Raw genomic sequence first — 15589 nt, forward strand, 5'->3', positions numbered from 1 at the left:
CGCCGGGCCGTGGGGCAACCTGCCCCAGGGACCGCCGAGCTTGTCGCTCACCCAACAGAGGGGGTTCTGAAATGATCACACCCCGGGTGGAGAGCCCGCACGGAGCGTTCGAGCGAGCGCCTGATCGGCTATACCTGCGACGGCCGGACGAGGCCCGGGCATCGGAAACCAGGAGGATTCCCCACGGGGACCGTTTTACCTGGAGCCCCGGGTGTGTCAGGATTTCCGGGATGTGCATGGATGTCAGCAGCCTGTTCGCGAGGAGCCGGGCAGGGCGAACAGGACCGGCAAGGGGAGGGCGCACGGGATGAGCGGCGTCAGCGAACAACTGCACACGGTGGGCTCCGAGGCCGAGCTCGAGGTGGAGCACCGGCTGGCGCACGTCACGTCGCAGGACTCCATGCGCGGCATGTTCTTCCGGAGCGTGAAGGAGGCGATGTTCGCGCTCAACGGCCAGGCGGCGATGGAGGAGTGCCTGCAGGAGTGCGGCGGGGTGCGGACCTTCGTGGATCTGTTCGCCTATCCGGCCGAGGACTTCCTGAGGATGGCGCGGCGGGCGGCGTGGAGGATGGAGGGGGCGGCCGGCGGCTTCGAGCAGGCGATGCGGATGTTGGGGTACATGGGCACGGCGGTGTTCCTGGGCAGCCAGGTGGGCAAGGCGATGCAGGTGCTCATCTCGGGCACGCCCAAGCGCGTCATCGAGTACCTGCCCCTGGCCTACAAGGTGACGACGCCGGGCGGCGGCGCGTGCTCGGTGGCGTTCCCGGACCTGACCACGGGCATCGTCTCCTTCGAGCGCGACTTCCTGCCGAGGCCCTATGTGGAGGGCTCGCTGGAGGCGCACCTGAAGCAGGCCGGAGCCCGTTCGGCGCGCATCAACGGCCGCATGACGGGGCCGCTGAGCTGCGAGTACGAGCTGACCTGGGATTTCTGATCCACGCCCGTTGAAGCGCGCTCAGGGCCGGTGGGGTGGCGCGAGCACGTCGGCGCCCACGGCGGACACGCGAGGCAGCCCGGCGAGCGCGAGCGCGTGGGCGGTGTCCTCGCGCATTGACTCGAGCACCTGACGCACCCCGTCCGCGCCCCCGGTGGCGAGCCCCCAGAGCACGGGCCGGCCGAGCAGCACGGCGCGGGCCCCGAGGGCGAGGGCGCGCAGCACGTCGCGGCCGGAGCGCACGCCGCCATCGACGAGCACGGGGACGCGGCCCTGGGTGGCCTCCACGATTTCGGGGAGGGCGTCGGCGGTGGCGAGGGCGCCGTCGAGCTGGCGCCCGCCATGGTTGGAGACGATGAGGCCGGCGGCGCCGTGGTGGAGGCACTCGTGGGCGTCATCGGCGCGCAGCACGCCCTTGACGAGCACGGGCAGGCCGGAGTCCTCGCGCAGCCGGGCGATGTCCGCGAAGGTGACATCGGGGGCCTGCTCGGCGAGGGCGCGGTGGGTGAGGCCCTCGAGGTTGGCGAGGAAGTCCTCCTCGGGCAGCGGGAGGGCGGAGTCCCCGCGGTTGCGGCGCTTGTGGCCCACGTAGGGGGTGTCACCGGTGAGCACGAGGGCCCGGGCTCCGGCGGCGGCGGCGCGCTGGACGAGGGCGCGGGTGAGGCCCCGGTCCCGGAAGACGTAGACCTGGAACCACCAGGGCCCGGCGGCGGCGGCGACGTCCTCGAGGCGGCGGGAGGAGCGGGAGGAGAGGACGAGGAGGGAGCCGGCCTCGCGGGTGCCGCGGGCGGTGGCGAGCTCGGCCTCGGGGTGGGCCAGCGAGTGGAAGGCGGTGGGGGCGACGAGGAGGGGGGCGGAGAGCGGCGTGCCGAGCACTTCCGTGGAGGTGTCGACGGAGGAGACGTCGCGGAGGATGCGAGGGCGGAGGCGGAGGCGGGCCCAGGCGGCGGTGTTGGCGGCGAGGGTGGACTCGTCACCGGAGCCACCGGCGTAGTAGTCGAACACGGCGGAGGGCAGGCGCTCGCGGGCGCGGGCCTCCAGCGTTTCGTAGGGGAGCATGGCGCGGGAGCTTACACGTTGCCCCCGCTCTCTCCGGGAGAGGAGGGTCCGCGTCTTCGTACAGCACCGGCGGCGTGTACCTGTCGGACGGTGGCATCACCGCCGGCATCATGTAATTGCTTTCACGCTTCTTCGGAACGTGACCGCCTCTCCCTCTCCCCTCGGGAGAGGGTGGGGGTGAGGGTATCCGGGCCCGTTCTTCAACCCGTGATCTCCAGTGTGGACAGGGGTTCAACCCGGGATTCGTGGCACCCTCACCCCGTCCCTTGTATGTACCTGACAAGTCGGCGACTTCTGAGGTAAGTAGGCGCCGACGCAATCGGGAGAGGGTCGCCGCACCGTCCCTGGAGGCTGAGTCCTCGCGGGAGAGATTGGCGCCCTCGACCGATGTTTCATTGCCCGGACGGAATCCTGGGGCGGCCCCCGCGGCCAGTCCCCGTATAGACAAGGGTGGGCAGGGACATCGGGCTCGAGGCTCCCGGAGTGTTGCGTCCAGGAGGAGTCAGGTGAAGCAGTACGAGCGCTACGCCGGTATCGACATAGGCGCGGAGAAGCACGCAGTGGCAGTAGTGGACGCCAAGGGAGGGGTGGAGCGCAAACCCCTGCTCGTGAGTGAGGACCAGGAGGGCTATGGCCAACTGTGGCAGGCGCTGGGCCCGGCCGAGCAGGTGCTGGTGGCCATGGAGGCCACGGGCCATTACTGGCGCAACCTGGTGGCGGCCCTGCTGGCACGTGGCTACGCGGTGGCCCTCATCAATCCACTACGCACCCACCGCTACGCTGGCGAGGACCTGCGCCGAGCCAAGACGGATGCCCTGGATGCGCTGAGCATCGCGCGCTTCGCCCAGGAAAAACGCCTCCAGTCCTCGCACCTGCCCGACAGCGTGCTGGCCGAGCTCAAGGAGGCCGTGTCACTGCGTGACAGGCTGCTGGAGGACCACGGCGTCAAGCTGCGCCAGCTGCACCGGCTGGTGGACCTGGGCTTCCCCGAATTCACCCGCCACGTGAAGCTCGACACCGAATTGGCCTGTGCCTTGCTCTGCCAGTACCCCACTGCCCAGGCCTTCGCTCACGCTCGTCTCAAGGCCATTTCCAACCTCAAGTCCGACGGCCGCCACTTCGTCGGCCTTCCCCTGGCTCGCACTCTCCAGCAGGCCGCCACGGCCTCGGTGGGCGCCCACCATGCCGCCCCCTTCCAGCAGGGCGTCAAGTACGCCTGCGAGGACCTCTCCAGACTGCGTCAACGGCTGCGCCAGGCAGACGACGACATCGGCTTGCTGGTGGACAAGCACGAGCTGGGCTCGCTGCTCACCAGCATCGACGGCCTGGGCCCTACCACCGTGGCGCGCCTGCTGGCCTCCGTGGGCGACCCGGCCTCTGTCTTCCCCGACGGCAACGCCCTGGTGTCCTTCGTCGGCTGTGCCCCGGCTGTCTCCCACTCCGGTAAACGCACCCCCTCCAGCCAGGGCCTGTGCCGCATTGGCGACGCACGTCTGCGCGCCGCCCTCTGGATGCCCACCCTCACCGCCGTGCGCTCCAACGGCCTGCTCAAGGACTACTACGAGCGGCTGCTGGCTCGCGGCAAGCGCAAGAAGGTCGCCCTGGTGGCCTGCATGCGCAAACTGCTGCTGGTCATCTACAGCGTCGCCAAGCGCCGCCAGCCTTTCCTCTACCCCCTCCCTCCCCCAGCCCCTCCCTCCCCAACACCTACATGACAAAATCTCTTGCTGGAGCAGACGGAATCTCTCCCGAAGGGAGAGGGGAAATGGCCGCGGGGGAGAAATGACCGCGGGGGAGAAATGGCCATGGGGGGAAATGGCCGCGGGTTCACGTCAGAAGGCGTAGCGCACGCGGCAGTACGGCATGCGCCGCGCGAGCAGTTCCTTGAACTCCTCGACGAGCTTGCCCTTGTAGCCGGTGCGGTAGCGCACGTTGGCGCCGCCGCCCTGCGACACCTTGGCCTCCTGCAGCTCGGGCCGCCACAGCAGCTCCTCGGCCTTGGGGTGCCAGCGCAGGTTCACCTCGTGCAGCCGCTCGTTGTGCGTGAGGAAGATGATCTCCGCGGCGAGCTGCTCCTTGGCCTTGTCGCCAATCGTGTCATCAATCTGCTGGAAGAGCGCGTCGTACTCGGCCTGCCAGCCCTCGGTGACGACCACGGGCGAGAAGTTGAGGTGCACCGCGTAACCGGCGGCCACGAAGTCGTCGATGGCGGCGATGCGCTCGGAGATGGGACTGGTGCGCACGTCGAGCAGCTTCGCCTTCGCGTGCGGCATGAGGCTGAAGCGGATGCGCGTCTTGCCCCGGGGCGCGTACGCGAGCAGCTCGCGGTTGACCAGCTTGGTGGCGAACGAGCCCATGGCGTTGGGCAGCACCGTGAAGAGCCGCACCAGGTCCTTCACGTTGTCACTGAGCGCCGCATCGGCCGAGCAGTCGCTGTTGCAGCCGATGTCATACACCCAGTAGCGCGGGTCCACGCTGTTGGGCTCCGTCTTCGGCCCGAGCTTCCCCGCGTGGCGGCGGATGGCCCCGGCAATCTGCTCGATGTTGACGAAGACGGTGACGGGGTTGGCGTAGCCCTTGTGACGCGGCACGTAACAGTAGGCGCAGCTCATCACGCAGCCGTTGGCCGTGGAGGGCGGGAGGAAGTCGGCGCTGCGGCCGTTGGCCTCGAAGCCCATGGACTTCTTCACACCGAGCACCAGCGTGCTGCCCTTGATGTGATTCCACGCCTCGGCGTTGCCCTCGTTGCCGAAGAGGCCGGGGATGTTCCAGTGCGAGCGCACCTGCACGCGCTCGGCGCCGGGGAAGCGCGCGAGGATGTCGCGGCCCCGGGTGAAGTCCTCGACTCCGGGCTCCAGGTAGATGCGGGAGACCCGCAGCAGCCGGTCGAGGGGTCCAGGCGGGGGCGGCTCGGGGGGAAACAGGTCCAGGTTCGTCACGGCAGGAGGTGGGATGCGTCAGGAGGCCCCGCGTTCCTGGCCTTCCGGGAGGGGAAACGGTGGAAAGGGAGCGCATGAGAGGGGGCTTGTTACCTGCCCGACCCGGCATGCGTTAGGATGTCGGCCTTCCCCACGCGCGTACCGGGAGCCGCCCGGGCAGGTGGGCTAGGATGCATGCATGCCCGCCAAGGTGCCAGGAAGGGTCATCGACCTGCAGAACGAGCGGCTCCGCCGGGGCATGCCGCGCTACCACCGGGAGCCCGTGCAGACGTGGCGCCGGAAGGTGAAGCTGACGGTGGCGGGGGCCTGTCTGCTGGGCATCCTCGCCGGGCTGTTGTCGGTGGCCATGGAGTCCACGGACTCCGCGCCCGGGGACGACGGAGAGAGTCTGTTCGGGTCTCCCTTCCGCTCCTCGAGTGGCGCGGGCCCGGACGTGGAAGCCGGTTCCGCCTGGTTCGCCACGGGTGGCGGTCGGCGCTGAGTCCAAGCGGGCCCGCGCGTCGTCTCGACGACACCCAGAGGGGGCGATCAGTTCACCGGCCGCCTGCCTGAACGCTGGGACAGGTTGTGGTGGACGCCTCCCAGGCCAAGTCTCCCCGGACCCCCGGAATGCCCGGGAAGGGAGGCTCTCATGAAGACATCGCGCGTCCTGCTGCTGTCCGGCCTGGTTTCGCTTCTCACCCCGGGCCTCGCATGGGCGGAGGAGCCCGTCCCGGCCACCCGGCAGGCCGGAGCCCAGAAGGCGCGGGTGCTCTTCGCGGACTACAAGACGGTGGACCCCACCACCGCCCGCGAGGCCGAGCTGTTGGCCGGGGCCCGCTGCCCCGAGTCGGGCATCGTCGCCTTCAGCGTCAGTGGCAATGGCCACGTCTCGGAGGGAGGGCTCGTGCTGCTGAGCTACGCGACGACGCACACCCAGGAGGGCGGAGGCTGGGGCTCGAGGGGCGGCACCTTCGTCGCGCCGTGTACGGGCCTGTACTTCTTCAACGTCTCGTTCGTGAAGGACGCCTACCACTACGGCGCATCCGCGAATGACGTGTTCGTCCATGTGCTGAAGAACGGCACGGCCAAGGGGCGCGCCATGAGCGGCCAGGGCCACGTGGACCGGGACACCGGCGCGTACAGCGTCACGCTCTTCCTCGAGAAGGGCGACTACGTGCAGACGTTCGCCGCCAGCGATGGGAACCTCAAGCGCCACCTGCTGGAGTACAACTTCACGGGCCACCTGGTGAAGCAGGCGGCTCACGGGCTGTGAGAGCCGGCGGGGACTCCCACCGGGCGGGCTCGCGCTGGAGGTGTTCCCCATGGTGGTGCCCGCGCCCCTGACGCTCTCGGCCATCGCGCGAGGAGAGCGCGCGGCGGCGATCTCCCGCATCGAGGCAGCCATCTCCCGTTGCGGGTGGCTGCTGGAGGCGCGCGCCTTCTCCGGGCTCTACATGAGCTTCCAGGTGGAGCTCGAGCGCCCTCGGCTGGGGACGTTCGCGCAGCGGATGCGGGAGGCCGGTGCCCCGTTGGATGCCGCGTCCGAGGCGGCGCTCGCGGCCGAAGCCACCGCTACCGCGGAGCGGGAGGGCGCGGTGGCCGCGGCGCTGGGCGTCACCTTTCCGGACGGAAATCCGGATCAGCGTCAGGTCATCCCCAACGTGCCGGGGTAGTCCGTGCGCGGGCATCCCCGGCGAGGGTTCCGGCCGCGCGGCATGCCAACTGGTCCAACAATCGGACCAGTTGCTCCCGTGCGCGCCCGGAACCTCTCCCCCCGGCGGGCTGTGGCCTTGCCGGGCTCAGTAGCGCGGGGAGTCCGGCTTGGGAGCCCAGGGCAGCGGGGGCGCGCTGATGCCATTCACGGTGAGCCCGCCATGCATGAAGGTGGGGCTGCCCTGGAGGAAGCCGGCGGGGAAGTTGAGCACCGGCGTGGACACCTCGTCGAGCGCGGTGAGCTGCGCGGGGGTGAGCTTCAGCTCCAGCGCGCCCAGGTTGTTCTCGAGCTGCTCCAGGGTGCGCGCGCCGATGATGGTGGAGCTGACGCCGGGGCGGTTCTGCACCCACGCGAGCGCCACGCGGGCCGGGGTGCTGTCCAGCTCCTTCGCCACGCGCAGCAGCACGTCGATGACGGAGTAGGCGCGCTCGCCGAGGTTGGACTCCACCCACGCGCCGCGGTCCGCCTTCACCTTGCCCGCGTTCTCCCGCGTGTACTTGCCGCTGAGCACGCCGCTCTTGAGGGGGGACCAGGGCGTCACGCCCAGCCCCAGCTCCTGGGCCATGGGGAGGAGCTCGCCCTCCACGGTGCGCTCCAGCAGCGAGTATTCGATCTGCAGCGCCACCAGCGGCGCCCAGCCCCGGAAGTGCGCGGTGAGCTGGGCCTGGGCGACCTTCCACGCCGGGGTGTCGGAGAAGCCGATGTAGCGCACCTTGCCCGCCCGCACGAGGTCATCCAGCGCGCGCATCGTCTCCTCAATCGGCGTGTGCCGGTCCCAGGCGTGCATCCACAAGAGGTCGATGTAGTCCGTCTGCAGGCGGCGCAGGGACTCGTGGGTGGCGGAGAGGAGGGACTTGGCGCCCGCGCCGCCACCGTTGGGGTCTCCGGGGAAGAGGTTGCCGTAGAACTTGGTGGCGATGACGACGCGGTCGCGCCGTGACGGCGTGCGGCCGATGTGGTCGCCGATGATCTTCTCCGAGTGGCCGTTCGTGTAGATGTTGGCCGTGTCGATGAAGTTGCCGCCCAGCGCGAGGAAGCGGTCGAGAAGGGTCTGGGAGTCCTCGACGCTGGAGCCCCAGCCGAGGTCCTGGCCGAAGGTCATGGCGCCGAGGCAGAAGGGGCTGACGCGCAGGCCGGAGCGGCCCAGGGTGACGTAGTGGTGGAGCGGCATGCGGGAAGACTCGCGGGGGAGAGAGGTGCGGAGTGCTAACGCGCCCCCAGGACCCTCGCCACGGTGGCTCGTGCGATGTGATGCCGTTGTGACATACCCGGGGAACGGCCAGGTGCCCCGGGGTGTCCAGGCGGGCATGACGAGACTGCTCTTGCTGCTGGGGGTGTTGGCGGCGTTGCCCGTGCAGGCGAAGGACCGGGTGGAGGCGGCGCGGCGGGCGAAGGCGGCCGGGGTGGCGCGGACGTTCGCGGAGGCGGGCGTCTCCTGGCCGCCCGGGGAGCTGTACGTGCGGGCCTTCAAGCAGGAGCGGGTGCTGGAGGTATGGGCGGGGGAGAAGGGCCAGAAGCTGCGCAAGGTGAAGACGTTCCCCTTCTGCGCGGCCTCGGGGGACGTGGGCCCCAAGCGGCGCGAGGGCGATGAGCAGGTGCCCGAGGGCTTCTACACGCTGGACCAGTTCAATCCGTTCAGCCAGTTCCACCTGTCCATGCGGGTGAGCTACCCCAACGACGCGGACCGGCGCCTGGGCGAGCGGCCGCTGGGGGGCGCCATCTACGTGCACGGCAACTGCATGAGCATCGGCTGCATCGCCATCGAGGACGGCCCCATCGAGGAGCTGTACCTCATGGTGTTGGAGGCGCGGGCGCGGATGAAGCGGGACGTGCCCATCCACATCTTCCCGCGCCGGCTGGACGCCGGGGGCCTGGCCGCGCTGGAGAAGCACCCGAGGGCCACGCCGCGGCTCGTCTCCTTCTGGCGGGGCCTGGAGCCGGGCTGGCGCTATTTCGAGGAGACGCGGCGCCCGCCCCGGGTGTCGGTGGACGCGAAGACGGGTGCCTACACCGTCAAGCCGGGACGCTGACGGGCGCGGGACGAGGGCGGGCGTGCCGGGCGTTGGCACTGCGGGGGCGGCGAGTGTGGGGCAGGCGACGCCGGGCGGCGGACCGGCATACCGGGCGCGGGGCGGAGTGGAGACCCTGGCCCGAGAGGGGAGTCACATGGACAAGCGCGTCTTCGGGCCCACGGGAGTCGAGGTGCCGGTGCTGGGGCAGGGCACCTGGCAGATGGAGGGCGATGACCGGGGAGAAGCCATCCGGGCGCTCCAGGTGGGGTTGGACCTGGGGATGACGCACGTGGACACGGCGGAGCTCTACGGCTACGGCGACGTGGAGTCGCTGGTGGGCGAGGCGCTGGCCGGGCGGCGCGACGAGGTGTTCCTCGTGTCCAAGGTGATGCCCAACAACGCCTCCTACGAGGGGACGCTCCAGGCCTGTGAGCGCAGCCTGAAGCGGCTGAGGACGGACCGGCTCGACTGCTACCTGCTGCACTGGCCCGGACCGCACCCGCTGGAGGAGACGCTGCGCGCCTTCGAGCGGCTGCGGACGGACGGGAAGATTCGCTCCTGGGGGGTGAGCAACTTCGACGTGGATGACCTGGAGGAGGCGCTGGCCATCGCCGGGCCCGGCCGGATGGCGTGCAACCAGGTGCTCTACCACCTGAGGGAGCGGCACATCGAGCACCGGGTGCTGCCGTGGTGCGAGCGGCACGGGGTGGCGGTGGTGGGCTACAGCCCCTTTGGCAGCGGGGACTTCCCGGAGGCGGACAGCCCGGACGGGCGGGTGCTCGCGGAGGTGGCCCACGCCCATGGGGCCACCCCCCGGCAGGTGGCGCTGGGGTTCCTGATGAGGCGGCGCTCGCTCTTCTGCATCCCCAAGGCGAGCCGCGAGGCCCACCTCCGGGACAACGCGGCGGCGGGGCGGCTGCGGCTGACGGCCCGAGACTTCGCCCGCCTGGAGGAGGCCTTCCCCCCGGGGCCGGTACAGCGGGAGTTGCCGGTGGTGTAGGCGGAGGTGACTGCCCGTCCGGGAAGAGCAACCGGGCGAGCGAATGCCCACGCCGGGGGGCGGCCGTCGTCTGATACCGTGCGCGGACGGCTCCGAGGCAGCCCCCCGGTGCCGTGGCCGAGCACATGGACAACAACCCCCCATCTCCCGCCACCCAGGAGAGCTACCGCGAGTTCTTGCTGTCCCGAGGGCCGTTGCGGCTCGGGAAGCTCACGCTCACGGCGCTGGTGGCCACCCCGGTGCTGTTCGTCTTGGACGTGCTGTACGCGCGGTGGGCCTCGGGCTCGGGCGTGGACCTGGGCCAGGTGGCGCTGGCCCGGCTGCCCTGGCTGCTGGTGCCGGTGCTGCTGCTCACCATGCGCCAGGTGCTGGCCAGGCGCGACCTGCCGATGGCCATGTTCTGGACCACCCTGCTCTACGCGGTGGGCAACGACTGGGCCTTCTACCAGTTGGGCATGGAGGGCTCGGGCTACCACGTGGTGATGGTGTTCCTGAACGTGCTCACGGGGCCCTCGATGCTGCCGGTGGGCCGCTGGGCGCGCATGGCCTTCTACGCGCTGCTGGGCGTGGTGCACCTGGGCTTCGACCTGGCGCTGTCGGACGCGCCGCTGGCCGGCAAGCTGGTGTTGGACCTCATCCTGGTGCTGGGCACCGTGGCCGTGGCCATGCTGCTGGAGGCGCTGCACTCGGGGCACCGCAAGCAGTTCTACCTGCGGCGCACCATGCAGCAGGCGCTGCGGGAGCTGGAGGCCTCGCGCGGCAAGGTGGTGGAGACGGGGCGCACGCTGGCGGGCTCGGCGCAGGTGCTCTCCTCGACCATCTCCGAGATGTCCCAGCAGGCGGTGCACGTGCGCACGGCGGCGCTGCGGATAGCGACGGCGAGCGAGCAGATGGCGAGCGCGGCGGGAGCGCTCTTCCGGCACTCGCGGGCGAGCGCGACGCAGGCCGAGGAGGCGCAGCGCTACACGGGCGAGGTGGACTCGCTGGTGAGCGGCATGGAGACGAGCCTGACGGCCATCGCCCAGGCGGTGGGGCGCAGCGCGCTGAGCGTGCAGAAGCTGGAGGAGAAGCTCCGAGCGCATCCACGGCTTCGTGGAGACGATTCAGGAGATGGCGGCGGCGACGAACATGCTGGCGCTCAACGCGGGCATTGAAGCGGCGCGAGCCGGAGAGCACGGGCGGGGCTTCGCGGTGGTGGCCAAGGAAGTGGGCAAGCTGGCCGAGGAGTCGGGGCGCAGCTCGGCGCGGATTGGCGAGGTGGTGGGCGGGGTGACGAAGCAGATGTCCGAGACGCTGCACGCGGTGGGACACATCCGCGAGACGACGGAGCGCTTCACGCCGGTGCTGGAGTCGGCGAGGACGACGCTGCGCTCCATCCGCGAAATCGTCTTGCAGAACCAGAAGCTGATGGAGAAGAGCGCGGGGGAGGCGGAGCGTCAGGCGGAGCAGACGACGCACATCTCCCAGGGCTGCGCGACGCTGCTGGAGCTCGTGGACACGTACGCGCAGATGGGCACGGACGTGGCCACGACGGCGCTGAAGCTGGGCACCATGGCGGACGAGCTGCGCAAGCTGCTGCCGGAAGAGGGCAAGTAGCCGCGCGGGCTCCCTCTCCCTGTGGGAGAGGGGGAGGGTCTCCCTCAGAGGGCGTGCGTCTGCGCCCAGTAGGAGATGACGGCCTCGTCGTCGACGATGCGGGAGTGGAAGTGGTCCCACAGGTCCGTGACGGCGACGGCGTGGCCCTTGGACAGCTTGGGCGTGAGGTAGAGGGCGTAGTAGGTGGCGCCGCTGCCATCGTCCACGGGGCCCATCTGGTCCAGCGGGCGCTTCGTCACGGGGCAGAGCAGCTCGCAGCGGGTGCCCGGGGCGATGTCGATGAAGCCCGTCTTGCGCTTGTCGCCGTGGATGGGCGAGAGGTGCACGAGGCCCTCGCGTCCGTCCGGCGTGCGCAGCAGCAGGGTGACGGCAGGATAGCCGTTGAACTTCACGTCCGAGAAGCCGACGAGGTTGTCGCCCCCGGGGCCGAAGGCCTGGGTGACCACGAGCGTCACGTTGTCGGGGACGGGCTGAAGACCGTCGTGCTGCTGGGGGATGTCGTGGACCTGGAGGTTCCGGGTGTCGACGTGTTCCTTGGGCATGGTGAGGCCTCCTGGGGGGCGGAGCCGCGAAGCTGAGGGGAGATGCAACATAACGGCGGAGGTTTCTCTCGAACACCCCCCGCCGCGTCGCTTTTCGCGGGGCTCCGTCCCCGGAAACACACTCGGAGCGAATCAGGGGACTCCGCGGAGAGCGGGGAGACGCCGCTCGCACATCTCATCACTCGCGTCCCCGGGCACGAAGCGGCCCGCGCTCGCAGGCGGACAGGGCGCCCGGTGTCCTGACTCCGCGAGTCAGGTCACCATACTTCAAAAGGGGGGAGATGTGGGGTCAACCATTCGAATTGGTAGTGGGCATTGACAGGACGTACCGAGTACGTATGGTGGAGACATGCCCCGGCTCTCGGCTCGTGTTGAACGTCCATTGGCGATGAACCTCGGTTCCGTGGCCCATGCCGCCCGCGCGCGGGCCGGGCTCACCCAGGCGGAGGTGGCGCGCCGGGTGGGGGTGCAGCTCGAGGTGTATGGCCGCATCGAGCGCGGCGAGATGTTCCCCAGCGTCCCCACGCTGCGGCGCATCTGCGTGGCCCTGGAGATTCCCTCCGACGCGCTGCTGGGGCTGGAGGCCCGGCAGTCCTCGGGCCTGCGCCAGCTCCTGGATGCCGCGCGCGGCCTGCGCCACTCGCAACTGCGGCTGCTGCACCGGCTGGCCCAGTCCCTCCACCCCTCGCCCCGGGACTGAGGCGCCGGGAGTCCAGGAAATGGCATGCTCCGGGAAGTTCCGGTAGACGCCTCGCGGCGTCCTCCATCACTTCCTGAAGAGAGACAGACATGCTGAAGCGTCAGTGGACCGTTGTGGCTGCCCTCACCGTCCTGGCGACCCAGAGCGCCTGTTACACCACCAAGGTCGTCAGCCGTGCCGCCCCAGAGGGGCCGTCGTACACGGACCGGCAGTGGTTCACCGTGGGCGGGCTCGCGGGCCTGTCGCAGCCGACGGGCCAGCACTGCGACAACGGCATCGCCTGGACGGAGAGCAAGTTGAGCGCCACCGACTGGCTCATCAACGCGGGCCTGACCCTGGCCGGTGGCATCGCCGGCACGCTGGCGTGCGGCGGCTCCGGCAGTGGCAGTCTCCAGCAGTCCTTCGCGTTCTTCTACTGCGGGTCCATCGGCATGGGGCTGGTGCCCTTCCTGCTCTCCTCGCGGACGGTGGAGTACACCTGCGCCGAGGGCCCCGCCTACAATGATCGGCCGGCGTACATGCCTCCCCCCACGCGCAACATGGCGCCCGCTCCGGCTCCGGCTCCGGCTCCGGCTCCCGAGCAGCAGTAGGCCTCCACGGCTTCCGTGGCACGGAGGCCGGAAGTCCTGGCGCCGGAGTCCATCTGGCGCCGGGGATTCGGAGTGGGGCGAGTGGCCGCGGCGGCGGAGCCGGGGTCTTGCCTGCGAGCGGGACTCGAAGGCACGCGAAGCGGCTTCAGCCTCGGGCCGCTGCTCCACGGACGGTGCGTGCCTACCATCCCTTGAGGAGCAGGCCCCTTCATGGAGCAGCCGAGCGTACGAGAGCTACAACCCCTCCTGGACGCGGTGCGAGTCGCCTGTGAGCTGTGCCGCCGGGTGCAGGCGTCCAAGGCGGGCGTCAACCGCAAGAGTGACGCGAGCCCGGTGACGATCGCCGACTACGGGGCCCAGGCCCTCATCTGCCGCGCCATCGCCCGCTCCTTTCCCGAGGACGGCGTCATCGCCGAGGAGGGAGCCGAGGCCTTCCTCTCCGTCCCGCCCGAGGAGCGGGAGCGGGTCGTCCGGATGGTGGGCAAGCTGCTGGGCGAGCGGGTGACGGAGGAGCACTTCGTCCGCTGGCTGGGCCACGGCCGGGGCGTGCGGGCGGACCGGGTGTGGGTCATCGACCCCATCGACGGGACGGAGGGTTTCATCCACGGGCGCGGCTACGCGGTGTGCGTGGGCTCGCTGGTGGAGGGCACGCCGCGCGACGGCATCATCGGCGTGCCGGTGTCGCCGCTGGACGAGGGCGGCACGCTCTTCTTCACGGACGGCGGGAGCGCCTGGGCGGAGACGCTCGAGGGCAGTGAGCCGCGCGCGTTGCACGTGTCGGACCGGGCGGACCCGCGGAGCATCCGCGTGGTGGAGAGCTACGTGATGGGCCGGCGCTCGCGGGAGATGGCGGACCGGGTGTACGCGGCGGCGGACTTCGATGCGCGGCGGGCCAAACGCTACGACGGCATGGTGAAGTACGCGCTGGTGGCGGCGGGGGCGGCGGACCTGTTCATCCGGGGGCCGCGGGACATCCGCAAGAATCCGCACAAGACGTGGGACCACGTGGCGGGCACGGCGCTGGTGCGCGCGGCGGGAGGCCAGGTGACGGGGCTGGACGGGCGCGAGGTGGACTTCTCGCAGGGCGCGGAGCTGCGCGGCACGCTGGGGCTCATCGCGAGCAACGGCCTCATCCACTCGCGCGTCGTCGAGGCGATGGCGCGGGCGGCCGGTGAGGAGTGGGGTTTTCTTCCCCGGCCGGAGTGAGGGGCGTGGGCCCGGCGAGCACGTCCGCGGGGCCGCTCCACAAGCCGCGCGTCCACCACAGCCACCCGGCGCCATAGAGGAGCGAGGCACCGGCGAGGGCCCACGAGGCGGCGGCGAGTCCCACGCGCTCGGCGGCGGCCCCGGCGGCGAGTGAGGACACGCCGATGGCGAGCGTGGCGAAGCCGAAGTCGAAGGCGAGCACGCGCCCGCGCAGCCGGTCCGGTGTGGACACCTGGAGGCCGTAGGTGGAGAGCACCCACTGCGCGCCGCCGCCCACGTGGGCCAGCAGCACGCACACGGCGGCCAGGGGCAGCGTGGGGGCGAAGGGCAGCAGCGCGTAGGCGAGCCCGTACGTCACCATGGAGCCGCCGCACACGAGGAGCAGGCGCCGCCCGTCGGTGCCCGCCCAGCGCTGGCCGAGGAAGGGGCCGAAGAGCACGCCCAGCCCGCGCGCGGCGAGCAGCATGCCCACGCCCGCGTCCCCCGAGGCGAAGCGCTCGGCGGCGAAGGCGGGCAGCAACCCGACAATGCCATTGCCGAGCCCCACGCCCGCCTTGGTGACGAGCAGCGAGCGGGTGAGGCGGTTGCCGCGGGCGAGCGTCACCACCTCGCCGAGCTGGGCCCACGCGCCGTGCGTGGCGGGCGCACCGGCGTGCTGGAGGGGGCGGCGGATGCGGGCGACGAAGAGGGCGGAGAGGAGGAAGGTGGAGGCGTTGAGGAGGAGACTGGCCTCGCGGCCGAAGGCGGCGGTGGCGAGGCCTCCCACGGCGGCGCCGATGAAGAGCATGGTGCCCCAGACGGCGCCGAGGGCGGCCTGGGCGATGGGGAGCTCCTCGGGGGTGACGACGTTGGGGACGGAGGCCTCGGCGACGGGATCGAAGAAGGAGGAGAGGGCGGCGAGCAGGGCGACGCAGGAGATGGCGAGCGCGGGGGAGTGCAGGCGCAGGGCGGCGAGCAGGCCGAGGGCGGGGAGGATGCGCAGCAGAGCCACGGCGACCATGAGGCGCTTGCGATCCACGCGGTCGGCGAGCAGGCCGGCGAGGGGGGAGAAGAGGAAGGTGGGAAGGACGCTGGCGGCGAAGACGGCGGCGGAGGAGCCGGGGCGGCCGGTGGACTCGGTGACGAAGCCGCTGATGGCCACGAAGGCGAACCAGTCTCCGAGGAGGGAGACGACGGTGGCGAGGAAGAGGCGGCGGTAGTCCGGGTTGTGCCGCAGGAGGGGCAGCACGGAGCGGACGGAGGCGGGGGCGGCCATGGGGGAGGGGGGAGCCTATCCGGATGGGGACTGCTACGCTGCGCGCCCAGAATGTCCTCT

At 70.9% G+C, this 15589-nt stretch carries 16 protein-coding genes and 1 pseudogene; 12 read left to right on the forward strand and 5 right to left on the reverse strand.

Annotation, left to right across the window (positions count from 1 at the left end; genetic code table 11):
- The first annotated feature begins 307 nt into the window (after positions 1-307).
- A complete protein-coding gene (locus ACN28I_RS30490) occupies positions 308-934 on the forward strand; it encodes a TIGR02265 family protein (protein WP_420945429.1) in 627 nt (208 codons plus the stop codon).
- Between the two features lie 21 nt (positions 935-955).
- Here the strand turns inward: ACN28I_RS30490 and ACN28I_RS30495 are convergent, their stop codons facing one another.
- Positions 956-1993 (reverse strand): alpha-hydroxy acid oxidase, encoded by a 1038-nt coding sequence (locus ACN28I_RS30495; RefSeq protein WP_420945430.1) that lies wholly within the window; start codon positions 1991-1993, stop codon positions 956-958.
- Positions 1994-2499: 506 nt separating this feature from the next.
- Here ACN28I_RS30495 and ACN28I_RS30500 point away from each other — a divergent pair.
- Positions 2500-3708: an IS110 family transposase gene (locus ACN28I_RS30500; protein ID WP_420945431.1), complete on the forward strand. Its 1209-nt coding sequence runs from the start codon at positions 2500-2502 to the stop codon at positions 3706-3708.
- A 117-nt stretch (positions 3709-3825) separates the two neighbouring features.
- Here ACN28I_RS30500 and ACN28I_RS30505 read toward each other — a convergent pair whose 3' ends face one another.
- Positions 3826-4932, reverse strand: coding sequence for a spore photoproduct lyase family protein (locus ACN28I_RS30505; RefSeq protein ID WP_420945432.1), 1107 nt, complete (start codon positions 4930-4932; stop codon positions 3826-3828).
- 178 nt (positions 4933-5110) lie between these two features.
- Here ACN28I_RS30505 and ACN28I_RS30510 point away from each other — a divergent pair, with 178 nt between their 5' ends.
- The 3 genes from ACN28I_RS30510 (at position 5111) to ACN28I_RS30520 (ending at position 6587) form a co-directional block, all read left to right on the forward strand.
- Positions 5111-5413, forward strand: coding sequence for a hypothetical protein (locus ACN28I_RS30510; RefSeq protein WP_420945433.1), 303 nt, complete (start codon positions 5111-5113; stop codon positions 5411-5413).
- Between the two features lie 150 nt (positions 5414-5563).
- Positions 5564-6187 carry a C1q-like domain-containing protein gene (locus ACN28I_RS30515; RefSeq protein ID WP_420945434.1) on the forward strand — a complete coding sequence of 208 codons (624 nt, stop codon included), beginning with the start codon at positions 5564-5566 and terminating at the stop codon, positions 6185-6187.
- 49 nt (positions 6188-6236) lie between these two features.
- Positions 6237-6587 (forward strand): hypothetical protein, encoded by a 351-nt coding sequence (locus tag ACN28I_RS30520; RefSeq protein ID WP_420945435.1) that lies wholly within the window; start codon positions 6237-6239, stop codon positions 6585-6587.
- A 126-nt stretch (positions 6588-6713) separates the two neighbouring features.
- Here ACN28I_RS30520 and ACN28I_RS30525 read toward each other — a convergent pair whose 3' ends face one another.
- Complete coding sequence (locus ACN28I_RS30525; RefSeq protein WP_420945436.1) at positions 6714-7799, reverse strand: aldo/keto reductase; 1086 nt, start codon at positions 7797-7799, stop codon at positions 6714-6716.
- Positions 7800-7935: 136 nt separating this feature from the next.
- Here ACN28I_RS30525 and ACN28I_RS30530 point away from each other — a divergent pair, with 136 nt between their 5' ends.
- From ACN28I_RS30530 to ACN28I_RS30545, 4 genes and pseudogenes are all read left to right on the forward strand, one after another.
- Positions 7936-8658 carry a L,D-transpeptidase family protein gene (locus ACN28I_RS30530; RefSeq protein WP_420945437.1) on the forward strand — a complete coding sequence of 241 codons (723 nt, stop codon included), beginning with the start codon at positions 7936-7938 and terminating at the stop codon, positions 8656-8658.
- 136 nt (positions 8659-8794) lie between these two features.
- Complete coding sequence (locus ACN28I_RS30535) at positions 8795-9640, forward strand: aldo/keto reductase (RefSeq protein WP_420945438.1); 846 nt, start codon at positions 8795-8797, stop codon at positions 9638-9640.
- Positions 9641-9753: 113 nt separating this feature from the next.
- Positions 9754-10794, forward strand: coding sequence for a hypothetical protein (locus tag ACN28I_RS30540; RefSeq protein WP_420945439.1), 1041 nt, complete (start codon positions 9754-9756; stop codon positions 10792-10794).
- Positions 10754-11236 (forward strand): annotated as a pseudogene (locus tag ACN28I_RS30545) (methyl-accepting chemotaxis protein); the annotation flags it as partial. The gene ACN28I_RS30540 and the pseudogene ACN28I_RS30545, both read left to right, overlap by 41 nt.
- A gap of 44 nt (positions 11237-11280) precedes the next feature.
- On the opposite strand, the gene ACN28I_RS30550 reads toward ACN28I_RS30545, so the two are convergent.
- Positions 11281-11778: a hypothetical protein gene (locus ACN28I_RS30550; protein ID WP_420945440.1), complete on the reverse strand. Its 498-nt coding sequence runs from the start codon at positions 11776-11778 to the stop codon at positions 11281-11283.
- A gap of 388 nt (positions 11779-12166) precedes the next feature.
- Here ACN28I_RS30550 and ACN28I_RS30555 point away from each other — a divergent pair, with 388 nt between their 5' ends.
- The 3 genes from ACN28I_RS30555 to ACN28I_RS30565 all read left to right on the forward strand — a co-directional run bounded on the left by ACN28I_RS30555 (position 12167) and on the right by ACN28I_RS30565 (position 14274).
- A complete protein-coding gene (locus tag ACN28I_RS30555; RefSeq protein WP_420945441.1) occupies positions 12167-12478 on the forward strand; it encodes a helix-turn-helix transcriptional regulator in 312 nt (103 codons plus the stop codon).
- A gap of 89 nt (positions 12479-12567) precedes the next feature.
- Positions 12568-13068 carry a hypothetical protein gene (locus tag ACN28I_RS30560; protein WP_420945442.1) on the forward strand — a complete coding sequence of 167 codons (501 nt, stop codon included), beginning with the start codon at positions 12568-12570 and terminating at the stop codon, positions 13066-13068.
- Between the two features lie 210 nt (positions 13069-13278).
- On the forward strand, positions 13279-14274 hold the full coding sequence (locus tag ACN28I_RS30565; RefSeq protein WP_420945443.1) for an inositol monophosphatase family protein: 996 nt from the start codon (positions 13279-13281) through the stop codon (positions 14272-14274).
- Here ACN28I_RS30565 and ACN28I_RS30570 read toward each other — a convergent pair.
- A complete protein-coding gene (locus tag ACN28I_RS30570) occupies positions 14198-15529 on the reverse strand; it encodes an MFS transporter (protein WP_420945444.1) in 1332 nt (443 codons plus the stop codon). The genes ACN28I_RS30565 and ACN28I_RS30570 overlap by 77 nt on opposite strands.
- Between the last annotated feature and the right edge of the window lie 60 nt (positions 15530-15589).

Source organism: Archangium gephyra (assembly GCF_049060025.1).
Classification (GTDB): Bacteria; Myxococcota; Myxococcia; order Myxococcales; family Myxococcaceae; genus Archangium; species Archangium gephyra_A.

What these genes read in the sequence shown, in the direction of transcription:
- ACN28I_RS30565 (WP_420945443.1), top strand. Translation starts at nt 13,279, where the DNA reads ATGGAGCAGCCGAGCGTACGAGAGCTACAACCCCTCCTGGACGCGGTG.
- ACN28I_RS30555 (WP_420945441.1), top strand. Translation starts at nt 12,167, where the DNA reads ATGAACCTCGGTTCCGTGGCCCATGCCGCCCGCGCGCGGGCCGGGCTC.
- ACN28I_RS30515 (WP_420945434.1), top strand. Translation starts at nt 5,564, where the DNA reads ATGAAGACATCGCGCGTCCTGCTGCTGTCCGGCCTGGTTTCGCTTCTC.
- ACN28I_RS30520 (WP_420945435.1), top strand. Translation starts at nt 6,237, where the DNA reads ATGGTGGTGCCCGCGCCCCTGACGCTCTCGGCCATCGCGCGAGGAGAG.
- ACN28I_RS30560 (WP_420945442.1), top strand. Translation starts at nt 12,568, where the DNA reads ATGCTGAAGCGTCAGTGGACCGTTGTGGCTGCCCTCACCGTCCTGGCG.
- ACN28I_RS30530 (WP_420945437.1), top strand. Translation starts at nt 7,936, where the DNA reads ATGACGAGACTGCTCTTGCTGCTGGGGGTGTTGGCGGCGTTGCCCGTG.
- ACN28I_RS30570 (WP_420945444.1), bottom strand. Translation starts at nt 15,529, where the DNA reads ATGGCCGCCCCCGCCTCCGTCCGCTCCGTGCTGCCCCTCCTGCGGCAC.
- ACN28I_RS30535 (WP_420945438.1), top strand. Translation starts at nt 8,795, where the DNA reads ATGGACAAGCGCGTCTTCGGGCCCACGGGAGTCGAGGTGCCGGTGCTG.
- ACN28I_RS30490 (WP_420945429.1), top strand. Translation starts at nt 308, where the DNA reads ATGAGCGGCGTCAGCGAACAACTGCACACGGTGGGCTCCGAGGCCGAG.
- ACN28I_RS30525 (WP_420945436.1), bottom strand. Translation starts at nt 7,799, where the DNA reads ATGCCGCTCCACCACTACGTCACCCTGGGCCGCTCCGGCCTGCGCGTC.
- ACN28I_RS30510 (WP_420945433.1), top strand. Translation starts at nt 5,111, where the DNA reads ATGCCCGCCAAGGTGCCAGGAAGGGTCATCGACCTGCAGAACGAGCGG.
- ACN28I_RS30550 (WP_420945440.1), bottom strand. Translation starts at nt 11,778, where the DNA reads ATGCCCAAGGAACACGTCGACACCCGGAACCTCCAGGTCCACGACATC.
- ACN28I_RS30495 (WP_420945430.1), bottom strand. Translation starts at nt 1,993, where the DNA reads ATGCTCCCCTACGAAACGCTGGAGGCCCGCGCCCGCGAGCGCCTGCCC.